Annotated in this window: 15 protein-coding genes, 1 pseudogene and 2 other annotated features (1 of these 18 only partly in view); of the genes and pseudogenes, 7 read left to right on the forward strand and 9 right to left on the reverse strand. The window is 34.8% G+C overall.

What is annotated here, in order from left to right; genetic code table 11:
- Positions 1 to 400 precede the first annotated feature (400 nt).
- The 4 genes from ACTDJC_RS10160 to ACTDJC_RS10175 form a co-directional block, all read right to left on the reverse strand.
- Positions 401 to 1,108: a hypothetical protein gene (locus ACTDJC_RS10160; protein WP_440603293.1), complete on the reverse strand. Its 708-nt coding sequence runs from the start codon at positions 1,106 to 1,108 to the stop codon at positions 401 to 403.
- Between the two features lie 435 nt (positions 1,109 to 1,543).
- Positions 1,544 to 1,972 (reverse strand): hypothetical protein, encoded by a 429-nt coding sequence (locus ACTDJC_RS10165; protein ID WP_440603294.1) that lies wholly within the window; start codon positions 1,970 to 1,972, stop codon positions 1,544 to 1,546.
- Positions 1,973 to 2,363: 391 nt separating this feature from the next.
- Entirely contained in the window at positions 2,364 to 3,275 is a 912-nt protein-coding gene (locus ACTDJC_RS10170) for a hypothetical protein (protein ID WP_440603295.1), read from the reverse strand.
- Between the two features lie 46 nt (positions 3,276 to 3,321).
- Positions 3,322 to 3,498 carry a hypothetical protein gene (locus tag ACTDJC_RS10175; RefSeq protein WP_440603296.1) on the reverse strand — a complete coding sequence of 59 codons (177 nt, stop codon included), beginning with the start codon at positions 3,496 to 3,498 and terminating at the stop codon, positions 3,322 to 3,324.
- Between the two features lie 776 nt (positions 3,499 to 4,274).
- Between ACTDJC_RS10175 and ACTDJC_RS10180 the strand changes: the two are divergent.
- The 3 genes and pseudogenes from ACTDJC_RS10180 to ACTDJC_RS10190 all read left to right on the forward strand — a co-directional run.
- Positions 4,275 to 4,358 (forward strand): annotated as a pseudogene (locus ACTDJC_RS10180) (IS6 family transposase); the annotation flags it as partial.
- Positions 4,359 to 4,947: 589 nt separating this feature from the next.
- A complete protein-coding gene (locus tag ACTDJC_RS10185; protein ID WP_440603297.1) occupies positions 4,948 to 5,250 on the forward strand; it encodes a hypothetical protein in 303 nt (100 codons plus the stop codon).
- Positions 5,250 to 5,636, forward strand: coding sequence for a toll/interleukin-1 receptor domain-containing protein (locus ACTDJC_RS10190; protein WP_440603298.1), 387 nt, complete (start codon positions 5,250 to 5,252; stop codon positions 5,634 to 5,636). The genes ACTDJC_RS10185 and ACTDJC_RS10190 overlap by 1 nt, the downstream gene beginning before the upstream one ends.
- An 80-nt stretch (positions 5,637 to 5,716) precedes the next feature.
- Here ACTDJC_RS10190 and ACTDJC_RS10195 read toward each other — a convergent pair whose 3' ends face one another.
- Positions 5,717 to 5,815: a helix-turn-helix domain-containing protein gene (locus ACTDJC_RS10195; RefSeq protein ID WP_440603469.1), complete on the reverse strand. Its 99-nt coding sequence runs from the start codon at positions 5,813 to 5,815 to the stop codon at positions 5,717 to 5,719.
- A 919-nt stretch (positions 5,816 to 6,734) separates the two neighbouring features.
- On the opposite strand from ACTDJC_RS10195, the gene ACTDJC_RS10200 reads away from it, so the two are divergent.
- Positions 6,735 to 7,124: a DUF1259 domain-containing protein gene (locus tag ACTDJC_RS10200; RefSeq protein ID WP_440603470.1), complete on the forward strand. Its 390-nt coding sequence runs from the start codon at positions 6,735 to 6,737 to the stop codon at positions 7,122 to 7,124.
- Positions 7,125 to 7,622: 498 nt separating this feature from the next.
- On the opposite strand, the gene sstT is transcribed toward ACTDJC_RS10200, so the two are convergent.
- Positions 7,623 to 8,861, reverse strand: a complete 1,239-nt coding sequence (sstT, locus tag ACTDJC_RS10205) for a serine/threonine transporter SstT (RefSeq protein WP_440603299.1) — start codon at positions 8,859 to 8,861, stop codon at positions 7,623 to 7,625.
- Between the two features lie 683 nt (positions 8,862 to 9,544).
- Between sstT and ACTDJC_RS10210 the strand changes: the two genes are divergently transcribed.
- Together ACTDJC_RS10210 and ACTDJC_RS10215 are read left to right on the forward strand one after the other, a co-directional pair.
- Entirely contained in the window at positions 9,545 to 9,988 is a 444-nt protein-coding gene (locus ACTDJC_RS10210; protein WP_440603300.1) for a DUF1641 domain-containing protein, read from the forward strand.
- A 40-nt stretch (positions 9,989 to 10,028) separates the two neighbouring features.
- Positions 10,029 to 11,207, forward strand: coding sequence for an NAD(P)/FAD-dependent oxidoreductase (locus tag ACTDJC_RS10215; RefSeq protein WP_440603301.1), 1,179 nt, complete (start codon positions 10,029 to 10,031; stop codon positions 11,205 to 11,207).
- Between the two features lie 560 nt (positions 11,208 to 11,767).
- On the opposite strand, the gene ACTDJC_RS10220 is transcribed toward ACTDJC_RS10215, so the two are convergent.
- Positions 11,768 to 12,478: a hypothetical protein gene (locus ACTDJC_RS10220; RefSeq protein WP_440603302.1), complete on the reverse strand. Its 711-nt coding sequence runs from the start codon at positions 12,476 to 12,478 to the stop codon at positions 11,768 to 11,770.
- 552 nt (positions 12,479 to 13,030) lie between these two features.
- Here ACTDJC_RS10220 and ACTDJC_RS10225 point away from each other — a divergent pair.
- Positions 13,031 to 13,468: a BclA C-terminal domain-containing protein gene (locus ACTDJC_RS10225; protein ID WP_440603303.1), complete on the forward strand. Its 438-nt coding sequence runs from the start codon at positions 13,031 to 13,033 to the stop codon at positions 13,466 to 13,468.
- A 155-nt stretch (positions 13,469 to 13,623) separates the two neighbouring features.
- Here ACTDJC_RS10225 and ACTDJC_RS10230 read toward each other — a convergent pair whose 3' ends face one another.
- Positions 13,624 to 14,277, reverse strand: a complete 654-nt coding sequence (locus ACTDJC_RS10230) for a YdeI/OmpD-associated family protein (RefSeq protein ID WP_440603304.1) — start codon at positions 14,275 to 14,277, stop codon at positions 13,624 to 13,626.
- Positions 14,278 to 14,887: 610 nt separating this feature from the next.
- On the reverse strand, positions 14,888 to 16,219 hold the full coding sequence (locus ACTDJC_RS10235; protein ID WP_440603305.1) for an amino acid permease: 1,332 nt from the start codon (positions 16,217 to 16,219) through the stop codon (positions 14,888 to 14,890).
- Between the two features lie 105 nt (positions 16,220 to 16,324).
- Positions 16,325 to 16,552 (reverse strand) — a binding site (T-box leader).
- Positions 16,553 to 16,598: 46 nt separating this feature from the next.
- Positions 16,599 to 16,792: a binding site (T-box leader), on the reverse strand; it runs 35 nt beyond the window's last position.

The raw sequence follows: 16,792 nt of genomic DNA on the forward strand, positions 1-16,792 counted from the left end.
TCTCTCTCTATTACCTTTTTCAAAACAATTCGTTTCCCAAATCCACCTCGTTCTTCCTTTTTACTTGCCCTAATACTTTTCACCTTATCCATGTCAAGGTTAAATGCCTTTACTATAATCAGCTAATTCCTCTTCTATCGGTGTTTCCTTAAATTCTTCAAGCTCTTCTACCAACTTACGCAACAACATTTTTTTAGCTTCTTCCTCAGTTGCTACATATGTAATAGATTCTTTATTCACCCTGTTAATAATGTCAGAGATTTAATCTCTTACCAATTTGTTATAAACCTTTTCAACAGTCATGTGTGACGCCCCTATTCTCTAAATAAAACCTACAACTTTTTATACACGGTCTTTTTCTACAGTAATCTATAGCTGATTATTAGACTGTTGATTAGTACTATTGTCTTCTTATTGTTTCTAAACAAAGTTCTATAAGTGTTTCAATTTGTTCCTCCGATATACCTTTTATAGGGATTTTTACATCTCCAATGATAATATACTCTGCCTTTTTGTTAGTATTTTCTATTTGTTGTGCGTCGTCGGTTACCGACTGCCTTTCTTTAAAAAATTTAACTGCGACAAATACTGCACCAATAATTGTAATAAGATTAGCTGAAATAGTGGTAATAGATTCCAGTAATTTAGGATCGAATAAAAACATATTTATTGGTTTTTCTGATTTAACTTGTTGAATAAAATCCCCTTGTATTTCCTCAGGTAATAGGTTTTTTAGTTCTTCTGGGATACCAATAGACAGTTTTTTTCCCTCTTCATAATGCTGAGTTAATTCGGATTCAAAACTATAAGTTTTTTTTTCGTCAAAAACAAGAATAGCCAACCTATTAGTTTTTGTATAATTTTGAACAAAACTTGTAATCTCTTGTACTACTGAGTCTTGTTTGAATACTTTGAGTTCCACTTCTTTTTCGCTAAATTTGATTTCTTTTATCAATTTCATTGTTACTGTTTCATCATCATAGGCTTCATATTCCCAAGCTAGGAGGGTTCCGTCATTAAAAGATTTACCTCCAATTATGGTTTTTGTAGATTCATTAACTTTTTTAAAAAATTTGACTTCATGGATCAAAGAATTTGGCTCCCACATAATTATCACCCTTTATTGTATAGAATCCATATTATTATAGCATTAATTTATTTTTCATAATATTCTAAGTCTGTTATATTTTTAGTTTCCTGTTAATTCAGAAGACCCTATTTAAGTGGAAGCTTATTTTCACCTCGTGTAATAGTTGATTATGCCTTTTTTACATTTACCTTTATTAAGACGTGAGTATTTGTGTGTTATATAGGTTAGATTTCAGATAAGCTACGTAGGTCCTGAAACATAGAAGAGATTAGAAGATACATGAAATGCAACTTTCCTAACAGTTCCGGTTTCACCAGCTTCGACCCTACCGTTCGTCTAAGTTATACCTTTACAAACCCAAAAGCGATACCCACTGTTATGGCATCGCTACCTATTTACTGAATACCAACAACTTCATTGTTAGAAATCAAACTACCTAAAACATTAAAATTTTTACCTTATTGGAATGATACCTTCTAATTCAATAATTTCCTCTTTAATTAGCCTCTCTAGCTTCTTTACAAAATCATCAATTTGATTAAGTTCTGTAAGAATAAAAAAGTTTGTACGCATCCAATAAGGTTTTGATTGTTTATTATCAGCTATTACCTCTACGCCTACAATCCCTCTTTTATCATGCAAGAAAAATCTTATAGATAAGAAATGAGTTATATTTTCTATATCTTCACCAGAAACCCATTGAAATTCGTTTAATTTAAAATTTGAAAACTTAATTATCCCTTGTCGTAAATCTTCAAGTTCCTCGTTTGTAGTGTATATATCAATGTTCGCATTACAGGAAAACCCCTGAAAATCAAGGTTCAATTCAAAGAAGTCTGTATCTTCCCATATTCTTTTTATTTTTATACTTGGCTCAGGCATTACAATTTTCCCCTTTGTAAAGTACAATTTTCAATTTTACTTTCGATAATATTATAGCATTTCTTATTAGAACTATATTCTGCTCCGTCTATTGATTCAACCACACGAAAACTCACACGTAAAAACGTCTCAATTGACAGTCTTTTCGCTAGAATCACACGTACTAAATATTTAACATGGTTGTGGGGATGAAATACATACAAATCCCATTTTATACACTTACAAATAAAAAGAGCTTATTGTCAGCGAATAAGCTCCTTTATCTATTTTATGTTGTACATGAAATACTTAATTAGCATTACGTTATCCTATATTTAGGATTTATGTTCTCTATGTTTTTACTTAACTTAAAGCTAATTAAAAACTTCATGTTTTAAAAAATACTCTAAATTTAATTCTCCTCTTTATTATCTTGTAAATGTGACCTATGAATTACATTACGCTTCGGATAATTTATTGGCTCAGTTGTGAATCTCTCTGCATCTTTATGTATCCAATATGTATTTGCTTCTGTTTTATACTCTCCACGCTCAACTACAAAGTTTTCAGGAATACAACCAATTAACCCAAACTTTTTAAGAGCATCTAATGCCTTATCTCTTGTTGTATGTCTAATACCTGTTCTTTTACTAATAGTTTCAACTGACACTTGAATTTGACCACCATTTGTACCACAGCGACTTGCTAAGTATCCATAGATGTAGAACGCTGTACAACCTAAGTCTGGATTAGTTATACACTCAATAAACACTTCAAATGGGATTTGATGCGTATATTCTTTATCATAGAAAGTACCATTGTATTCTGTATCATTAACCTCTCTTGTATTTATCGCAAATACAGGCTCTTTTATCTGCTTTCTCTTGACGTTTACCTTCAAATCATCATTCCTGTCCTTAAAATAACTCCATTCAGGATGACTTGTATCATCTTCCCAAAAGTACCATTCAACAGGTGCTTCTAGAAACAATACTGTTTTAGTGATACCTAATGTATCCAATACACCATCCTTTTTAATAATGTAATTAATTTCTTTGTTTGTCTCTGCTAAACCTAAGATGTATTTAATTCTCTTATCTGTTACATTCTCTAAATCCATCACTCCATACTTAGCGTAACGGTATAACCATGTGATGAAATATATGTATGTATAAGCTATTGCAACGTGCGGTGCTTTTGCATTCATTAACTCTTCATCTTGTGGCAAAATATCAAAAATATTATTTGGCATTAACAAATAGCTCTCTTTTTCTTTAAATGCCACCATGTATCTTATTTCTCGTTTACTCAACTTCTTAGCCATCCTCTTTGCTTACTCCTTTGTATTTGTTTATTCTTGTTTTTGTATCTTATACTATCTCTTTTAACGCTTCATCTAATTCTGGTATTCTCTCGAATAACCAGAACTTCATACCTGTTCTCCCATGTATCGCAGATGTAATGAATGGGATACCTTTGTCATATTTCAAAAATTTCATTGTCTGTTTTGAATAACAAAAAAAATAATCTTGATTTAGTTTTTTCATAGTTATCACACTCCTTCGATTTATAGTTTTATAGCGATTCGTAAAAGGTATGATATTTGGTGTAATTAAATATATATATAAATAATATGCTATCATATAAAAAATATATGTAATGTGGTGATATATATATTTATTTACACCGTATTTCATACCTTTTATAAAATGCTATCTATTGTGACTCCTTAAACCCTTGCAACACTCTTTTTTGTAAACGCTTACATTTTTAAAAACCTTAATTAGTTCTCCAGAGCTTGTAGTATGATTCTTATTGTAGACAATCAAATCTCTATGTCTACTAATAAATTATAGCATATCCCTTTATTTTTTTCAAATTTTGCACTATATATCTATTGACATTCAGAAGAAAATATGTTTCTAAAAAGACTACTCTATAGACATAATTACAATTAGACTAATGAATAAATAGGAAGAGAAGGTCAATTAAAAAATGTCTTTAATAGAGTAGTTTTTTGTTCTTTCTTAGGAAATATCAATTTTCTTTTCTAATTTGGTGCTTTTTATTCTAAATCTTTAGGTTATCAAAGAAAGGAGCAGGGCAACGGAATTGCAACTGCAAGTAAGTTATTGTTCTCAATTAATATAAATAATAATTATCTATTATTAACAGCAATAAATTCATATAATTTTTCACACAAACGTTTCGCTTCTTCACTTAGATCATCTATAGAATCTGTAAATGAAATTGCCCTTTTGCAAAAGCCTGCCTTATCAGATACTGTCCCCGAAGTCGATGCGTAACTGTCTTGTCGATTCTTGAAAAAGGACAACTTCACCGACAGGTGAAGTCTGTACAAAATGAAGTGAATTTCATACATAAGTTGTTTGGAATTGCATCATAATTTGTAATTAAACAGACTGTGTAGTCTCTATGTCTCTATTAAATGATTTTTGCACCAAAACCCATTTTGTTCATATTGAACTTTTCTAATAGACCTGATCGAATCTATGTCTTTGGAGCGGTTATTGCTTCTAATTTAAAATATTTTCTTTTCAAATTTTAGTCATATTTACCACTTGTTAAAAATTGTTTATAATGGTATGACAATTAGGAATGTAGGTGTATGAAATGAATGTAGGGTTATTGAAAAATATGATCAGTGATTTTTGGGGAGCTATATTTATATTATTTTTACTCTTATTACTGGTATCTGCTTATATTTTCCGAAAAAAATGTAAACCCAGTTTTATCATTGGTAGTGCCGGTCAACAAAACGAGCAAAAAAAGTATTTGATAATACTCCAGAAATTGGAGATGAGTTAAAGGAATGGTTAGAAACAGAATATAAAAATCTAACTGGAGTACTAGGCATTTGGCAAAAAAAAGCTTGGACTTATAAATGGTTACATTATTTTATTATTTCATGGGTTACAATAATCCCTATTATTATTCCTTTTTTATTAGGGTATGTACAACATAATGACTATGCAATGCTGTTGGTTAAAGTAGCTTCATTACTTTCAGCTGTACTATTAGGTATTCATTCAACTTTTAAAATCCAAGACAACTATAAAAAATACAGGTTATTTGAATCACAGATTTATGACCTTGTACGTCGAATGAAAGCCGATCCAGCATCCTTCGGAGATACAGATTCCCAACGAAGGATTGGTTTTTTTGAAGCTATACAAAAAGTTAGAGATGAAGGTAGAAATACAGAAATTGATAATATTCCAAATTCCACACCAAATTCTACGTTCAATGCTCCATCAAATAAGGAGCTGAAGGGATAGTGGATAATAATAAGTCTGTATTCATCAGTTATTCTTGGAAAAACGCAAAAGAAGCACGAAGTTTAGCTAACTTGTTAAAATCCTATAATTATAAACCGTGGATAGATGTAGAAAATTTAGATTTGACAGGAGATTTATACTCCCAAATATCTAAAGCGATAACCCAATCGAATTATTTCGTTTTAGTCTTTTCTTCTTTAACTCTCGATTCACAATGGGTTGAATTTGAAATCAATACAGCTAAAAAAAAATTAGATAATAATAATATATACTACCTTGATTTAGATAAAAAAATAATTCAACATAAAATTAATAATAAATCCAATCAGGAAAACATTCAGTTCTTAAATACTCTTCAGGTTATTAAAAATTTAATTTCACCTTAAGATTATAAACCAACCGCCCTGTAAATTAGGAGCGGTTTTTGTTCATGATTTGATAAAAGAAGAATTTTATTTGAAAATTTTTAACTAGCATCATACTCCTTAATCAACTTGTACAGGGTTGCTCTGCTCACTCCTAATTCATTAGCAATCTGCGTTTTGTCGATTTTACGAGCATATATTTCTCATACATTCCCTTAGGAGCAAAAGATATAAATAAGTGTTAGAGATATTCTATAGAAGAGTGTTGAGGTTAAAAATCATTGTACAAATCATTAAAAGTAGTTTAAGATACAGTTATATCAACGGTTTAACCGTTATAAGGAACGTGAATAAATTGAGCTACACCTTGACAGGGTGGAGGTCGCTGGTTCGAACCCAGTCGGGATCATATGAAAAACCCCTTGGTAGTCAAGGGGTTTTTTACTTTGTATTTCTCAATTCTCAATCCTTCAAAAACTCTCTGATCACAAATTGGTTACCCTATCGTAAATGATGAGTAAAAATAAAGTTGTTTAATCTTAATCCTCTAAACACATAGAACATCGTTCAAAAAAAGAACGATGTTCTAGAAATAGTCATATATTTTTCGTCACCTAGTACTCATTTTTCTTAAAACAAACAATAATAAAGCTATTGTTTGTTTTAACTGGTTAGCCTAGAATACCACTTACTTTACATCGAGGGAACTATGTATATTTATTAAAAAAGACCACCAATAATGATGGTCTATCTTATAGAACTAAAGCACTTGATAGTTTAAGTACCATATTTCACAAATTTTCTTATGAAATAAAAGGCGACCTTCACTTTGAAATAAAATTAGGAGTTATTAGTGAATGTTCCGAAAGTAAAGCACTTATGTTATATTCCTATTTCAATAAACCTGGCCCATTGCTTTAAGGTCAACTCACACCATTACAACTGCTTGCTTAATAAATTCACGATTTCTCTATTGCAACTGCCTGTACAACTTTATTTGAATTTTAATAAGATATTATGAAAGAATTATATTTTTTATAGGAGTTAACGTAGTTTGCAAAAAGAAAGAAGAAAGCTGTAAAAAAAACAAAATACAGTGTAAAGAAGGTGAAAAATAAAATAGTGAACAATGAAGAAACACTTTGTCGTAAGTTTGCAAAAATTATAGGCGGTCAATCAGGGTTTGCGGGCGGAAAGTGTGTAGCTACAATATCTCGAGATGAAATAAACGCAACGATTTTGGGAAAGAGATTTGGGGTGACTTCTTCTTTCTCATTCGAATCAATAAATAATTCAAATGGCGAAGCTTTATGTTTAGGAAGAGTAGCACTTTTACAAAATGAAGTGGAGCCATTTATTACTGTAATTCGTGATCAGGGAATAATAGTTTCATCTATCCACAATGAATGGTTGTTCGATAATCCACGTTTGATTTATGTCAATATCGAATCTGTTGAAGAACCATTGACTTTTGCAAAAAAAGTCAAAAGAGCGTTAAAAGCTATTTAACCATAATCTTTGCACCAATTAAAGGAACCTCATTCTCTTTTCATTTGACGTAAGACCATATGCGACTTACAATGAACACCTCTCAATAAAGCCTAGTTTCCTTATTAGATAATTTAAACGGATAACCCCTATTTGTTCGCATATTAATATGATGCATCTTAAAGTAAGGAGTGTAGGGAAAATATCAAAGACAAATTCCCCCCTTCTTCTGATGCACAATATAGATAAATAATAAAACGTAATAGTAATTTTTTCACAAAGTCATTTCATTTGAGAAAAATCCACAAACTTAATCAATAAACTGATTACTCCTACCCCCATAGCATGTGTAACTGTAAATAAAGGTTTCTTTAACTACGACTCGAATTTCAACATAAAAAGACAGGAGCTTGTGCTCACTGTCTTTTATTTATGAACTATATATTTGCATAGCTAAACAAGTTATTGATGTTCGATGCTTCTAAAAGATCATATTTGCACCAGAACTAGATTTCTTCTTTATGATGCTTTGCGAATATCTATTTTTTTCCCTTCTTTACGCCACTCTTTAAATTCAGCTGTTGCTGTGAAAAGTACGTCTGTGGATGAGTTAAGTGCCGTTTCACAAGAGTCTTGTAAAACACCTATGATAAAGCCTACTCCAACTACCTGCATAGCAATCTCAGATGGGATTCCAAATAAACTACATGCTAGAGGAATCAGTAATAAAGATCCACCGGCAACACCTGAAGCACCACAAGCGCATATAGCTGACAATACGCTGAGGATGATTGCTGTAGGAACGTCCACTTCAATACCAAGTGTATGAACCGCTGCAAGTGTCAAAACAGAAATCGTAACAGCGGCCCCCCCCATATTGATGGTTGCACCTAATGGAATGGATACTGAATAACTATCCTTATTTAAACCTAGATTTTCACATAATTTCATATTTACAGGAATATTTGCAGCTGAGCTACGTGTAAAGAATGCTGTAATGCCACTTTCCTTTAAGCACTTAAAAACAAGTGGGAAAGGATTTTGACGTATAAACACGAACACAATGATTGGATTGACAACCAGCGCCACAAAGACCATGCAACCAAGCAAAACTGCAAGTAATTTTCCATAGCTTAATAACGATTCGATTCCATTTGTAGTAATAGACTCAACTACTAGACCCATGATTCCTAATGGCGCAAACTTAATAACCCATGTAACTATTTTGGATACAACATCTGAAAAGTCAGAAATCATTGTTTTTGTCGTATCAGAGGCATTTCGTAAAGCCAAACCAAAGAATATCGCCCAAGCTAAAATACCGATATAGTTCGCATTATAAATTGCTTTAACTGGATTATCGACAATGTTCAGCAGTAACGATTTGAGAACCTCTACAATACCGCCAGGAGCAGTCACACCTTCAGCGCCCTTTGCAAGTGTTAAGCCTACAGGAAAAATAAAACTTATAATAACGGCAGTTAATCCAGCTAAAAATGTTCCTAAAAGGTATAAGAAGATAATGGATTTCATATTTGTTCGTTGACCACTCTTGTGTTGAGCGATGGCCGACATAACCAAGAAAAGTACCAACACAGGCGCAATTGCTTTCAAAGCACCTACAAATAAAGTGCCTAAAATTACAACAGGTTTTGCTGCTTCTGGAATTGTCACAGACAAAATAATACCAATAATCAAACCAACAATGATTTGTTTTACCAGACTCACTTGGCTCCACTTTTTCAGTATACTGTTCATAAATATTCCCCCCATTAGTTTAAGATACAATTGCAACATTGCTAATATAGAGCTATTCATTTCTCACAACCCTACAATAAAATTAAATCGGTTGAATAATAGATGACTTTTATTAAATATGTACCAATCTCTATCCTAGAGTTGTGCTTTTGATTTTCTCCTCCCACACTATTTCAGAATATCTCTAAAGGTTTTTATAATACAAAAATTCAGATAATTTCTTTGATGGATAGCCCCTTTTATTGCATTCTACTCCATAAAAATTAACTATCTTATCAATAAGTAGTATTATAATGATTCTTTTCACATATAACAATATTATTTTCTTTATTTTTCAAAATATCTTAATTGTCAAATTTCAAATCCGTGTATGTCTCCATGAATTATGCTTTCATAACCAAAAGAAAAAACGGCGCTTTAATGACACAAAAACACTGCCTATTTCCTTTTAGATTATTTTCATATCTCCCTAAAAATTATTACCCGTTCTAAAGATAGGACATAATTAAGCATTCAATGGCAATGATAAATTTATACAAAAGATTTATTTATATGCTTGTAAATTTTTCAAAATACAAAAATCATCTCAAGCTCTTAAGAGTTTGGGGAATCTTACGGAAGATAGGTCTTTTTCTTTAACCACTAAATTTATGCAATATTGTTTTCGTAAAGGAGAATCGGATATGTCAGAAACAATAGCTCAAACAAAGGCAGGAGAAGAGTTATCGAATTCATCTGCTAATCTGGAACAACATGATGTACTGAATCAGCTATTAAAACCAGAGGTTCAGCAATCTCTAACTGCCTTAGTGGAGCAGTTGCCAAAATTGACTGAGCTTGTAAGTATATTGACTAAGTCTTATGACTTTGTTCAAGCAGTCGCTACCGATGAGGTATTAAAGAGCGATACCGTTGGAGCCATTCAAGAAATTATGGACCCTGTAACAGACTGCGTGAGAAACATCGCAGCCACTGCTATAGAAGCGAAAGATCGTGCTGAGGAAAGCAATGAGGTAATCGGTCTTTTTACTCTTTTAAGGATGATGAAAGACCCGCAAGTGCAGAAGCTTTTCCGTTTTATAAATGCCTATCTCCAAATTAGCAGGGAACACAATAGACACGAATAAATCTTTTATATTCAAAATTAATAAGGATGGAGGATAAATGATGGTAAAACATATTGTCATCTTAGGCGCTGGTTATGGCGGACTTCTAGCGGCTTTAAACGTTCGCAAGTACTTAAGCAAGGATGATGCTCAGGTTACTGTAGTAAACCAGTATCCAACACACCAAATCATCACGGAGCTGCACCGTCTTGCGGCAGGAAGCGTTGCTGAGCCAGCCGTATCTATACCACTGGAGAAGCTTTTCAAAGGAAAAGACATCAATCTTAAAATCGAGAAGGTTGATTCTTTTTCAGTTGACAAAAAAGAAGTAAAACTTTCAGATGGTTCCACTTTAACATATGATGCTCTCGTCGTCGGTTTAGGAAGTAAAACTGCTTATTTTGGTATTCCAGGACTTGAAGAGAATAGCTTAGTGTTAAAATCGGTAGAGGATGCTAACAACATCCATCAACATATCGAAAAGCGTATTCATGAATATGCAAAGACAAAAAATGAAGCTGATGCTACCATTTTAATCGGCGGCGGCGGATTAACTGGTGTTGAGCTGGTCGGTGAAATTGCTGATAAGCTTCCTAACCTTGTTAAAGGCTATGGAGTAAACCCTAAAGAAGTGAAGCTTTTGCTTGTCGAAGCGGGTCCAAAAATTCTTCCTGTTCTACCGGATTCGCTCATTGAACGTGCACAGACTAGCTTAGAGGCGCGCGGTGTTCAGTTCCTATTAGGTCTTCCCGTAACAAACGTTTCAGAAAATGTCATTGATTTAAAAGATGGTCAGAAGATTGTAGCGAATACTTTCGTTTGGACAGGCGGCGTACAAGGCAACCCTCTAGTAGGTGAATGCGGCCTTGAAGTGAATCGCGGGCGTGCAACCGTTAATAATTACCTTCAATCTACGTCTCATCCAGATGTGTTTGTTGCTGGTGACTGTGCCGTTGTTTTTGGTCCAGATGATCGTCCATACCCGCCTACTGCGCAGATTGCTTGGCAAATGGGAGAACTAATCGGCTACAATTTATTTGCATACCTAGAAAACAAATCATTCGAAGAGTTTAACCCAATCAACTCAGGAACACTTGCAAGCCTGGGCCGTAAAGATGCTGTTGCCACAATTGGAGCAAGCTCCACTCAGCTTAAAGGAATGCCAGCATCCCTAATGAAGCATGCAAGCAACACTCGTTACTTATCACATATTCATGCGTTGTTTAGCTTGGCTCATTAAACCAAACGGGTATCAAAGTGTAAAACATCCTGTTTATTTAAATGAAAACAGATTTAGATGTAGAAGGAATTCTGTATAACTTACAATATTTTTAGGTATTCTAAGGATGTGAGATGTTATTATTTCACACACAACCCTAAACCAAAAGGCTTCCTCACCCGAAGCCTTTTGGGCATACTTAAAGTATTCATGCATCCATTAAGATTTTTCGCCCTATCCAGAAAAACAGTCAACGACGTTTTGAACCTCAGCCATTTTTTATAACCAGCTTGTTTTGTAAATCCAACGTAAATCATACATATACAAATTGAATATTTTAATACCATACCTCTCCTTTTCATTCGGATAACATATTAACCCATCAAAAAAGAAGCTAATTGTTTCGGACTCAGTCGGGATTATACAAAATAAAAAGCCTCAATCCTTTTATCATGAAGGAATTGTGGCTTTGCTCATTCTGGCTTCAATTTAAGCTTGATTCTCCTAATTCATATTAGACTTAGTCTACTTCACCATGACTTTTCTGTCCAACTAAGTGTAGCCTATCCGGATATAATGTATTACATACCTGGGAAACCTCCCATATCCATGCCCGGGGAACCACCCATGCCCATGCCTGGAGAACCGCCCATACCCATGTTTGGAAAACCGCCCATGCCCATGCCTGGAGAACCGCCCATACCCATGTTTGGAAAACCGCCCATACCCATGTTTGGAAAACCACCCATACCCATGCCTGGAGAACCGCCCATACCCATGTTTGGAAAACCACCTATACCCATGCCTGGAGAACCGCCCATACCCATGTTTGGAAAGCCACCCATGCCCATGCCTGGAGAACCGCCCATGCCCATGCCTGGGAAACCACCCATGCCCATGCCTGGAGAACCGCCCATGCCCATGCCTGGGAAACCACCCATACCCATGCCTGGAAAACCGCCCTTACCCTTGCCTAGGAGGCTGCCTAGGATGCCGCCCTTACCCTTGCCTGGGAAACCGCCCATGCCCATGCCTGGGAAACCTCCCATACCCATGCCTGGGAAACCACCCATACCCATGCCTGGGAAACCACCCATACCCATGCCTGGGAAACCGCCCATGCCCATGCCTGGGAAACCACCCATACCCATGCCTGGGAAACCACCCATACCCATGCCTGGGAAACCACCCATACCCATGCCTGGGAAACCGCCCTTACCCTTGCCTAGGAGGCTGCCTAGGATGCCGCCCATGCCCGGGAAACCTATAATACGTTGAGAATCTAATAGCATGTTTCCACCTACTTTTTATAAATATTTCATAGTCTTTTACATGCTATGCTTAAAAAAAAATAAAGGAGCTTATTCTCCTTTAAAATTAGGCAGACTAACTACCGTTACTGATAGGTTATGGTGATATATTATGTATCTTATGTGCTTTATTTCATGCAATTCCAAGCAACCTATATATAAATTTTCAGAATAACAATATCGGTATGTCAAAGATTTAGAGATTACTTACAATCGCTCTGAAGTTTTTGTACCAGAAAATATACTGTTCGTGTCACCCTTTCATGATGCCGTATTTCGTCCGGTTCCTTCACATTGACGCTTCTTTAGCCCGCTATTCGCAAGCAATAAGAGCACTCCATACCCGCCTACTGTGCTGATGCGCCGGCTTAGGCTAGTAGTTATACGTCTCTTGTCTTCTTTTCACTAACGAAATAGGAGGCATATTATTTTATCTTAGAATATACATAATTAATTTTTATTGGACGAGCATACATTCACTTTTAACTTGATCACATACAATAATAAGAATAGTAAATGAGGAGGTGCGTAATAATGCCGAAGCCAGCCTATGGTTACGTTACACTTGTGGGTCGCAAACCTATAGAAGTCAAATCAGGCGAAAACGTAAAATTTAATAGAAACGGTCCATTAAATCATATTGGTTTTAACCCACCTAGTGACACGCTAATAATTCCTGAACCAGGAGACTATAAAATCGAATTTATATTATTAATCGATGGTCCTGCTTCTAGTTCAGTATATGGTTTAATTTTAAATAATTCTTTAGTACCTGGGCAACTTACTAATTATGGTATACAAAGACTAGTAGATGGAGCGAGTCTCATGCTCACTGGACAAGCTATTATCCATATCCCAAAACATTCAACACTACAACTTAGAAATATAGGATCAACTACAGATGTGTTACTCCCAATTCTAAACGGACACAAAGTTAATGCTGCATCATTAACTATTGAGAAGCTTAGCTAGTAAAATTTATTTGTGCAGCTGTCGCGGGATCATGGTTTACGCTAGAATAGCGGGATAAAGCAAAAAGAGCGTCCATTTGGGCGCTCCTTTTGTTTATGAATAGCTGAATAACCGTTACCACCACGGTTATTCAGCTACAGTCATCATCATCTTCTTTACTTTTTCTTCCGACGGAACAAATCGAGTGTTTTGTATCCTTGTGAAAGGATATCAACCATTTGTTGATGGCGCTTATCGCGTGTTTGTTGTTGCTTCGCCGAGAATATGTGACGCGCCCAGTCTTTTTGATATCCAGGTGTTAAACTTTGGTAAAACTTAAGTTCATTTGGATGATCGGCTAATAATGCTTCAACATCTTTCACATTGTCCTCATAATCGGCAACGCATTGGCTGGCTTTCGATGTTGTCTTTGCTTTCTTTTTTTCACGTTTTAAACCAACAACTGTGAAAACTTCATCCATACTTACCATACGCGCGAACTTAATATCGCTATTCCCTACATACCCATCCTCTCCAACGTTCATTGCTGGAAACATTTCATCTCTATGAATAAAGGTTTTATAACGAGTATTCCCTTTTTTCGGATATGCGAAAAATACATAACCTTTCTCAAGTAAAAGCTGCTCATTATTAATGATAAATTGTGTATGTGTAACCATCTCATCAATTGTTTCTACAAAAATGAAAATAGCATCATGATCTTTCGAAAGGGTAGTCGTTTGTTCAGTAAAGACATCATAGTCGCTTGGTTGATTAATTACGGCCATATTTGTGAATTTATTTAGTTTTAATTTATCGATAATTGTCATAACAAGCTCCCTCGTTTTTATTTTATTACAATTTAAGTTTCATTTATTTTCTATTCAATCATTACACCTGGTCGTTCAGTAACTGATAGTTTAAGTCCAAATAAAGTGTACCTTATTCAAACAAAAATGTCTGTAAAGATGATTACTAATTTATAAACGCTCGTAAATACTTTTTTAAATAAAGGTTATGTAACAAATACTGTTGATATTTGAATGAACCAAATTGAAAACGATAATAATGAAACTTCCCTTAAAATGTATCAAATATAAAAAGAAAAAAATTACAATTCTAAAGGAAAAACTAACAATACTTAATGGTAGGGTAAAATTTCGGGTTATTTGCTAAAATTTATGAAAAGGAGGGATTTGTATTGAATAACAAAAAAAAGGTTTTACTTTCCATAAACATTGGATTAATTTTCCTAATGCTATTGCTAATACCTACTGTACACTCACCTCTATTGAGTATATCACTTGGAATAAGCATATTATTAAGTACTATTTCAACTACACTTCTAATCATTTTTTATCGAAACGCCGCAAAGCGATAATAAAAAGGCAGACCATACAATTAATAGTCTGCCTTTTCGTTTATCTAAAAAATGTAGTATTAGTCTACTTTTTGCTTTTTGCCTGCAAAAACAGAACATAGAATTAAGATTATTAAAATGCCTAAACAAAGAAAAATACTTGCTCGGTTCTGATCGCTGAATGCAAATGCCACGCAGCTAATAGTTAACGCTATGGCAGTAAATGAGGTCACATATGGAAATCCCCATACTTTAAAATGCGGCAACTTTGTATATGTTTTGCGAAGCTTAAGTTGTGCTAAACATATGCTGATCCACACCACTGATACCGTAAATCCCGGAATTGCCATCAAATACCCAAAAACACGGTCAGGTGAAAAGTACGCAACAAATGTGCCGCCAATAAGAACAATAGAGCTTAAGATAACACTATATAATGGAACACCGTTCTTAGAAACATATGAAAATAGTTTCGGTGCTTCCCCTTCTGCCGCTAAGGAATGCAGCATACGTGTACAGCCATAAATACCAGAGTTTGCAGCGGATAAAACAGCTGTAATAAGGACGAAGTTCATAATATGAGCCGCTCCTTTAAATCCGACTGCAGATAACACCTGCACAAACGGGCTTGCTTGGTTGCCGATTTCATTCCATGGAATTAATCCGCAAATGACAAGGATTGGGAGTGTATAGAATAATACGATTCTCCAAATTACTCCTTTAATCACTTTAGGCAATACCTTCTCTGCATCCTTCGTTTCTGTTAAAGTCAATCCGATAAGTTCGGAACCACCGTAAGAAAAAATTACGACTAACAATGCGGAAAATACTCCTGACCAGCCGTGTGGAAAGAATCCCTGGTGCTGTACATAGTTTTGCATATAGTCAGTTCCATCGCTCGGGATAATTCCGAATAAAATCCCTGCACCTAAAATAAGAAATAGAACAATCATCGTAATTTTAATTCCGGCAAACCAAAATTCAAACTCTCCGTAATTCTTCACATTCATAAAATTAATAACGACAATGAAAATAGCGCTAATAAGGCTTAAAGACCATAAAGACATAGAAGGAAACCAATATTGCAGAAAGCTTCCCGCAGCTATCACTTCAATAACACATACAACTAACCACATGAAACAGTACAGCCATCCAATCACAAAAGACACGTTTGTTCCAAATGCTTTATGAATAAACCCTTTCATATTCACCCCAGGATAAGCGATGGCCATCTCCGCAATTGCACTCATTACAACAAGAAGCAATAATCCGGCAAACAGATAAGAAAAAATAACTGCCGGACCCGCTATTGATACCGTTTCAGAAGTGCCTTTAAATATACCTGTGCCGATTGCTCCTCCGAGTGCCATCAAACGGATATGCCGTGGCAATAACCTTTTTTGTAATTCCATATATTTTCCTCCTCATTTTAATAAAAATTTATTTATTCAACAAAAGATTCCATAGAATCAAGTGCAGTTTTTCTTTCAATAAAAAAAATCGTCCCTGTCCTAAATGACAGGGACGATTTACACCGCGGTACCACCCTAATTGCAAACTTAAGTCTGCCTCTTGATTTTGTTAACGATCTTTTGACCGTCCTTCCCTCTATAAAGGTCGCCCTTTATTTCGAAAAAGATGCTCCGGGATTGAAATTCACGCTTATTTATGTACTGATTCGCACCTTCCATCAGCTCTCTGAAACAGGGAAATAGGCATTACTATATTCCTTTCATTGCATTTCCTATATTCTGTTTTCCATATAATAAAAAAGTCCCTACTGATTGTATCAGTAGGGACGAATATATCGCGGTACCACCCTAGTTGCAGACTTAGTCTGCCTCTCAACTTTGTTAACGATCATTTTTGACCGTTTTTCCCTTCATAAAGGTCACCCTTTACTTCGAAAAAAATGCTCCAGGATCGAAATTCATCCTTATCTTTGTACTGATTTTCACCTTCCATCAGCTCTCTAAAACAGTGAG

The sequence above is a fragment of the Bacillus sp. GB_SG_008 genome (assembly GCF_052038115.1).
In the GTDB taxonomy this organism is placed as follows: domain Bacteria; phylum Bacillota; class Bacilli; order Bacillales; family Bacillaceae_G; genus Bacillus_A; species Bacillus_A rhizoplanae.

Excerpts from the sequence above, each read along its gene's own strand:
- ACTDJC_RS10160 (WP_440603293.1), bottom strand. The coding sequence starts at position 1,108 with ATGTGGGAGCCAAATTCTTTGATCCATGAAGTCAAATTTTTTAAAAAA.
- ACTDJC_RS10165 (WP_440603294.1), bottom strand. The coding sequence starts at position 1,972 with ATGCCTGAGCCAAGTATAAAAATAAAAAGAATATGGGAAGATACAGAC.
- ACTDJC_RS10170 (WP_440603295.1), bottom strand. The coding sequence starts at position 3,275 with ATGGCTAAGAAGTTGAGTAAACGAGAAATAAGATACATGGTGGCATTT.
- ACTDJC_RS10175 (WP_440603296.1), bottom strand. The coding sequence starts at position 3,498 with ATGAAAAAACTAAATCAAGATTATTTTTTTTGTTATTCAAAACAGACA.
- ACTDJC_RS10185 (WP_440603297.1), top strand. The coding sequence starts at position 4,948 with ATGCTGTTGGTTAAAGTAGCTTCATTACTTTCAGCTGTACTATTAGGT.
- sstT (WP_440603299.1), bottom strand. The coding sequence starts at position 8,861 with ATGAACAGTATACTGAAAAAGTGGAGCCAAGTGAGTCTGGTAAAACAA.
- ACTDJC_RS10210 (WP_440603300.1), top strand. The coding sequence starts at position 9,545 with ATGTCAGAAACAATAGCTCAAACAAAGGCAGGAGAAGAGTTATCGAAT.
- ACTDJC_RS10215 (WP_440603301.1), top strand. The coding sequence starts at position 10,029 with ATGGTAAAACATATTGTCATCTTAGGCGCTGGTTATGGCGGACTTCTA.
- ACTDJC_RS10220 (WP_440603302.1), bottom strand. The coding sequence starts at position 12,478 with ATGCTATTAGATTCTCAACGTATTATAGGTTTCCCGGGCATGGGCGGC.
- ACTDJC_RS10225 (WP_440603303.1), top strand. The coding sequence starts at position 13,031 with ATGCCGAAGCCAGCCTATGGTTACGTTACACTTGTGGGTCGCAAACCT.
- ACTDJC_RS10230 (WP_440603304.1), bottom strand. The coding sequence starts at position 14,277 with ATGACAATTATCGATAAATTAAAACTAAATAAATTCACAAATATGGCC.
- ACTDJC_RS10235 (WP_440603305.1), bottom strand. The coding sequence starts at position 16,219 with ATGGAATTACAAAAAAGGTTATTGCCACGGCATATCCGTTTGATGGCA.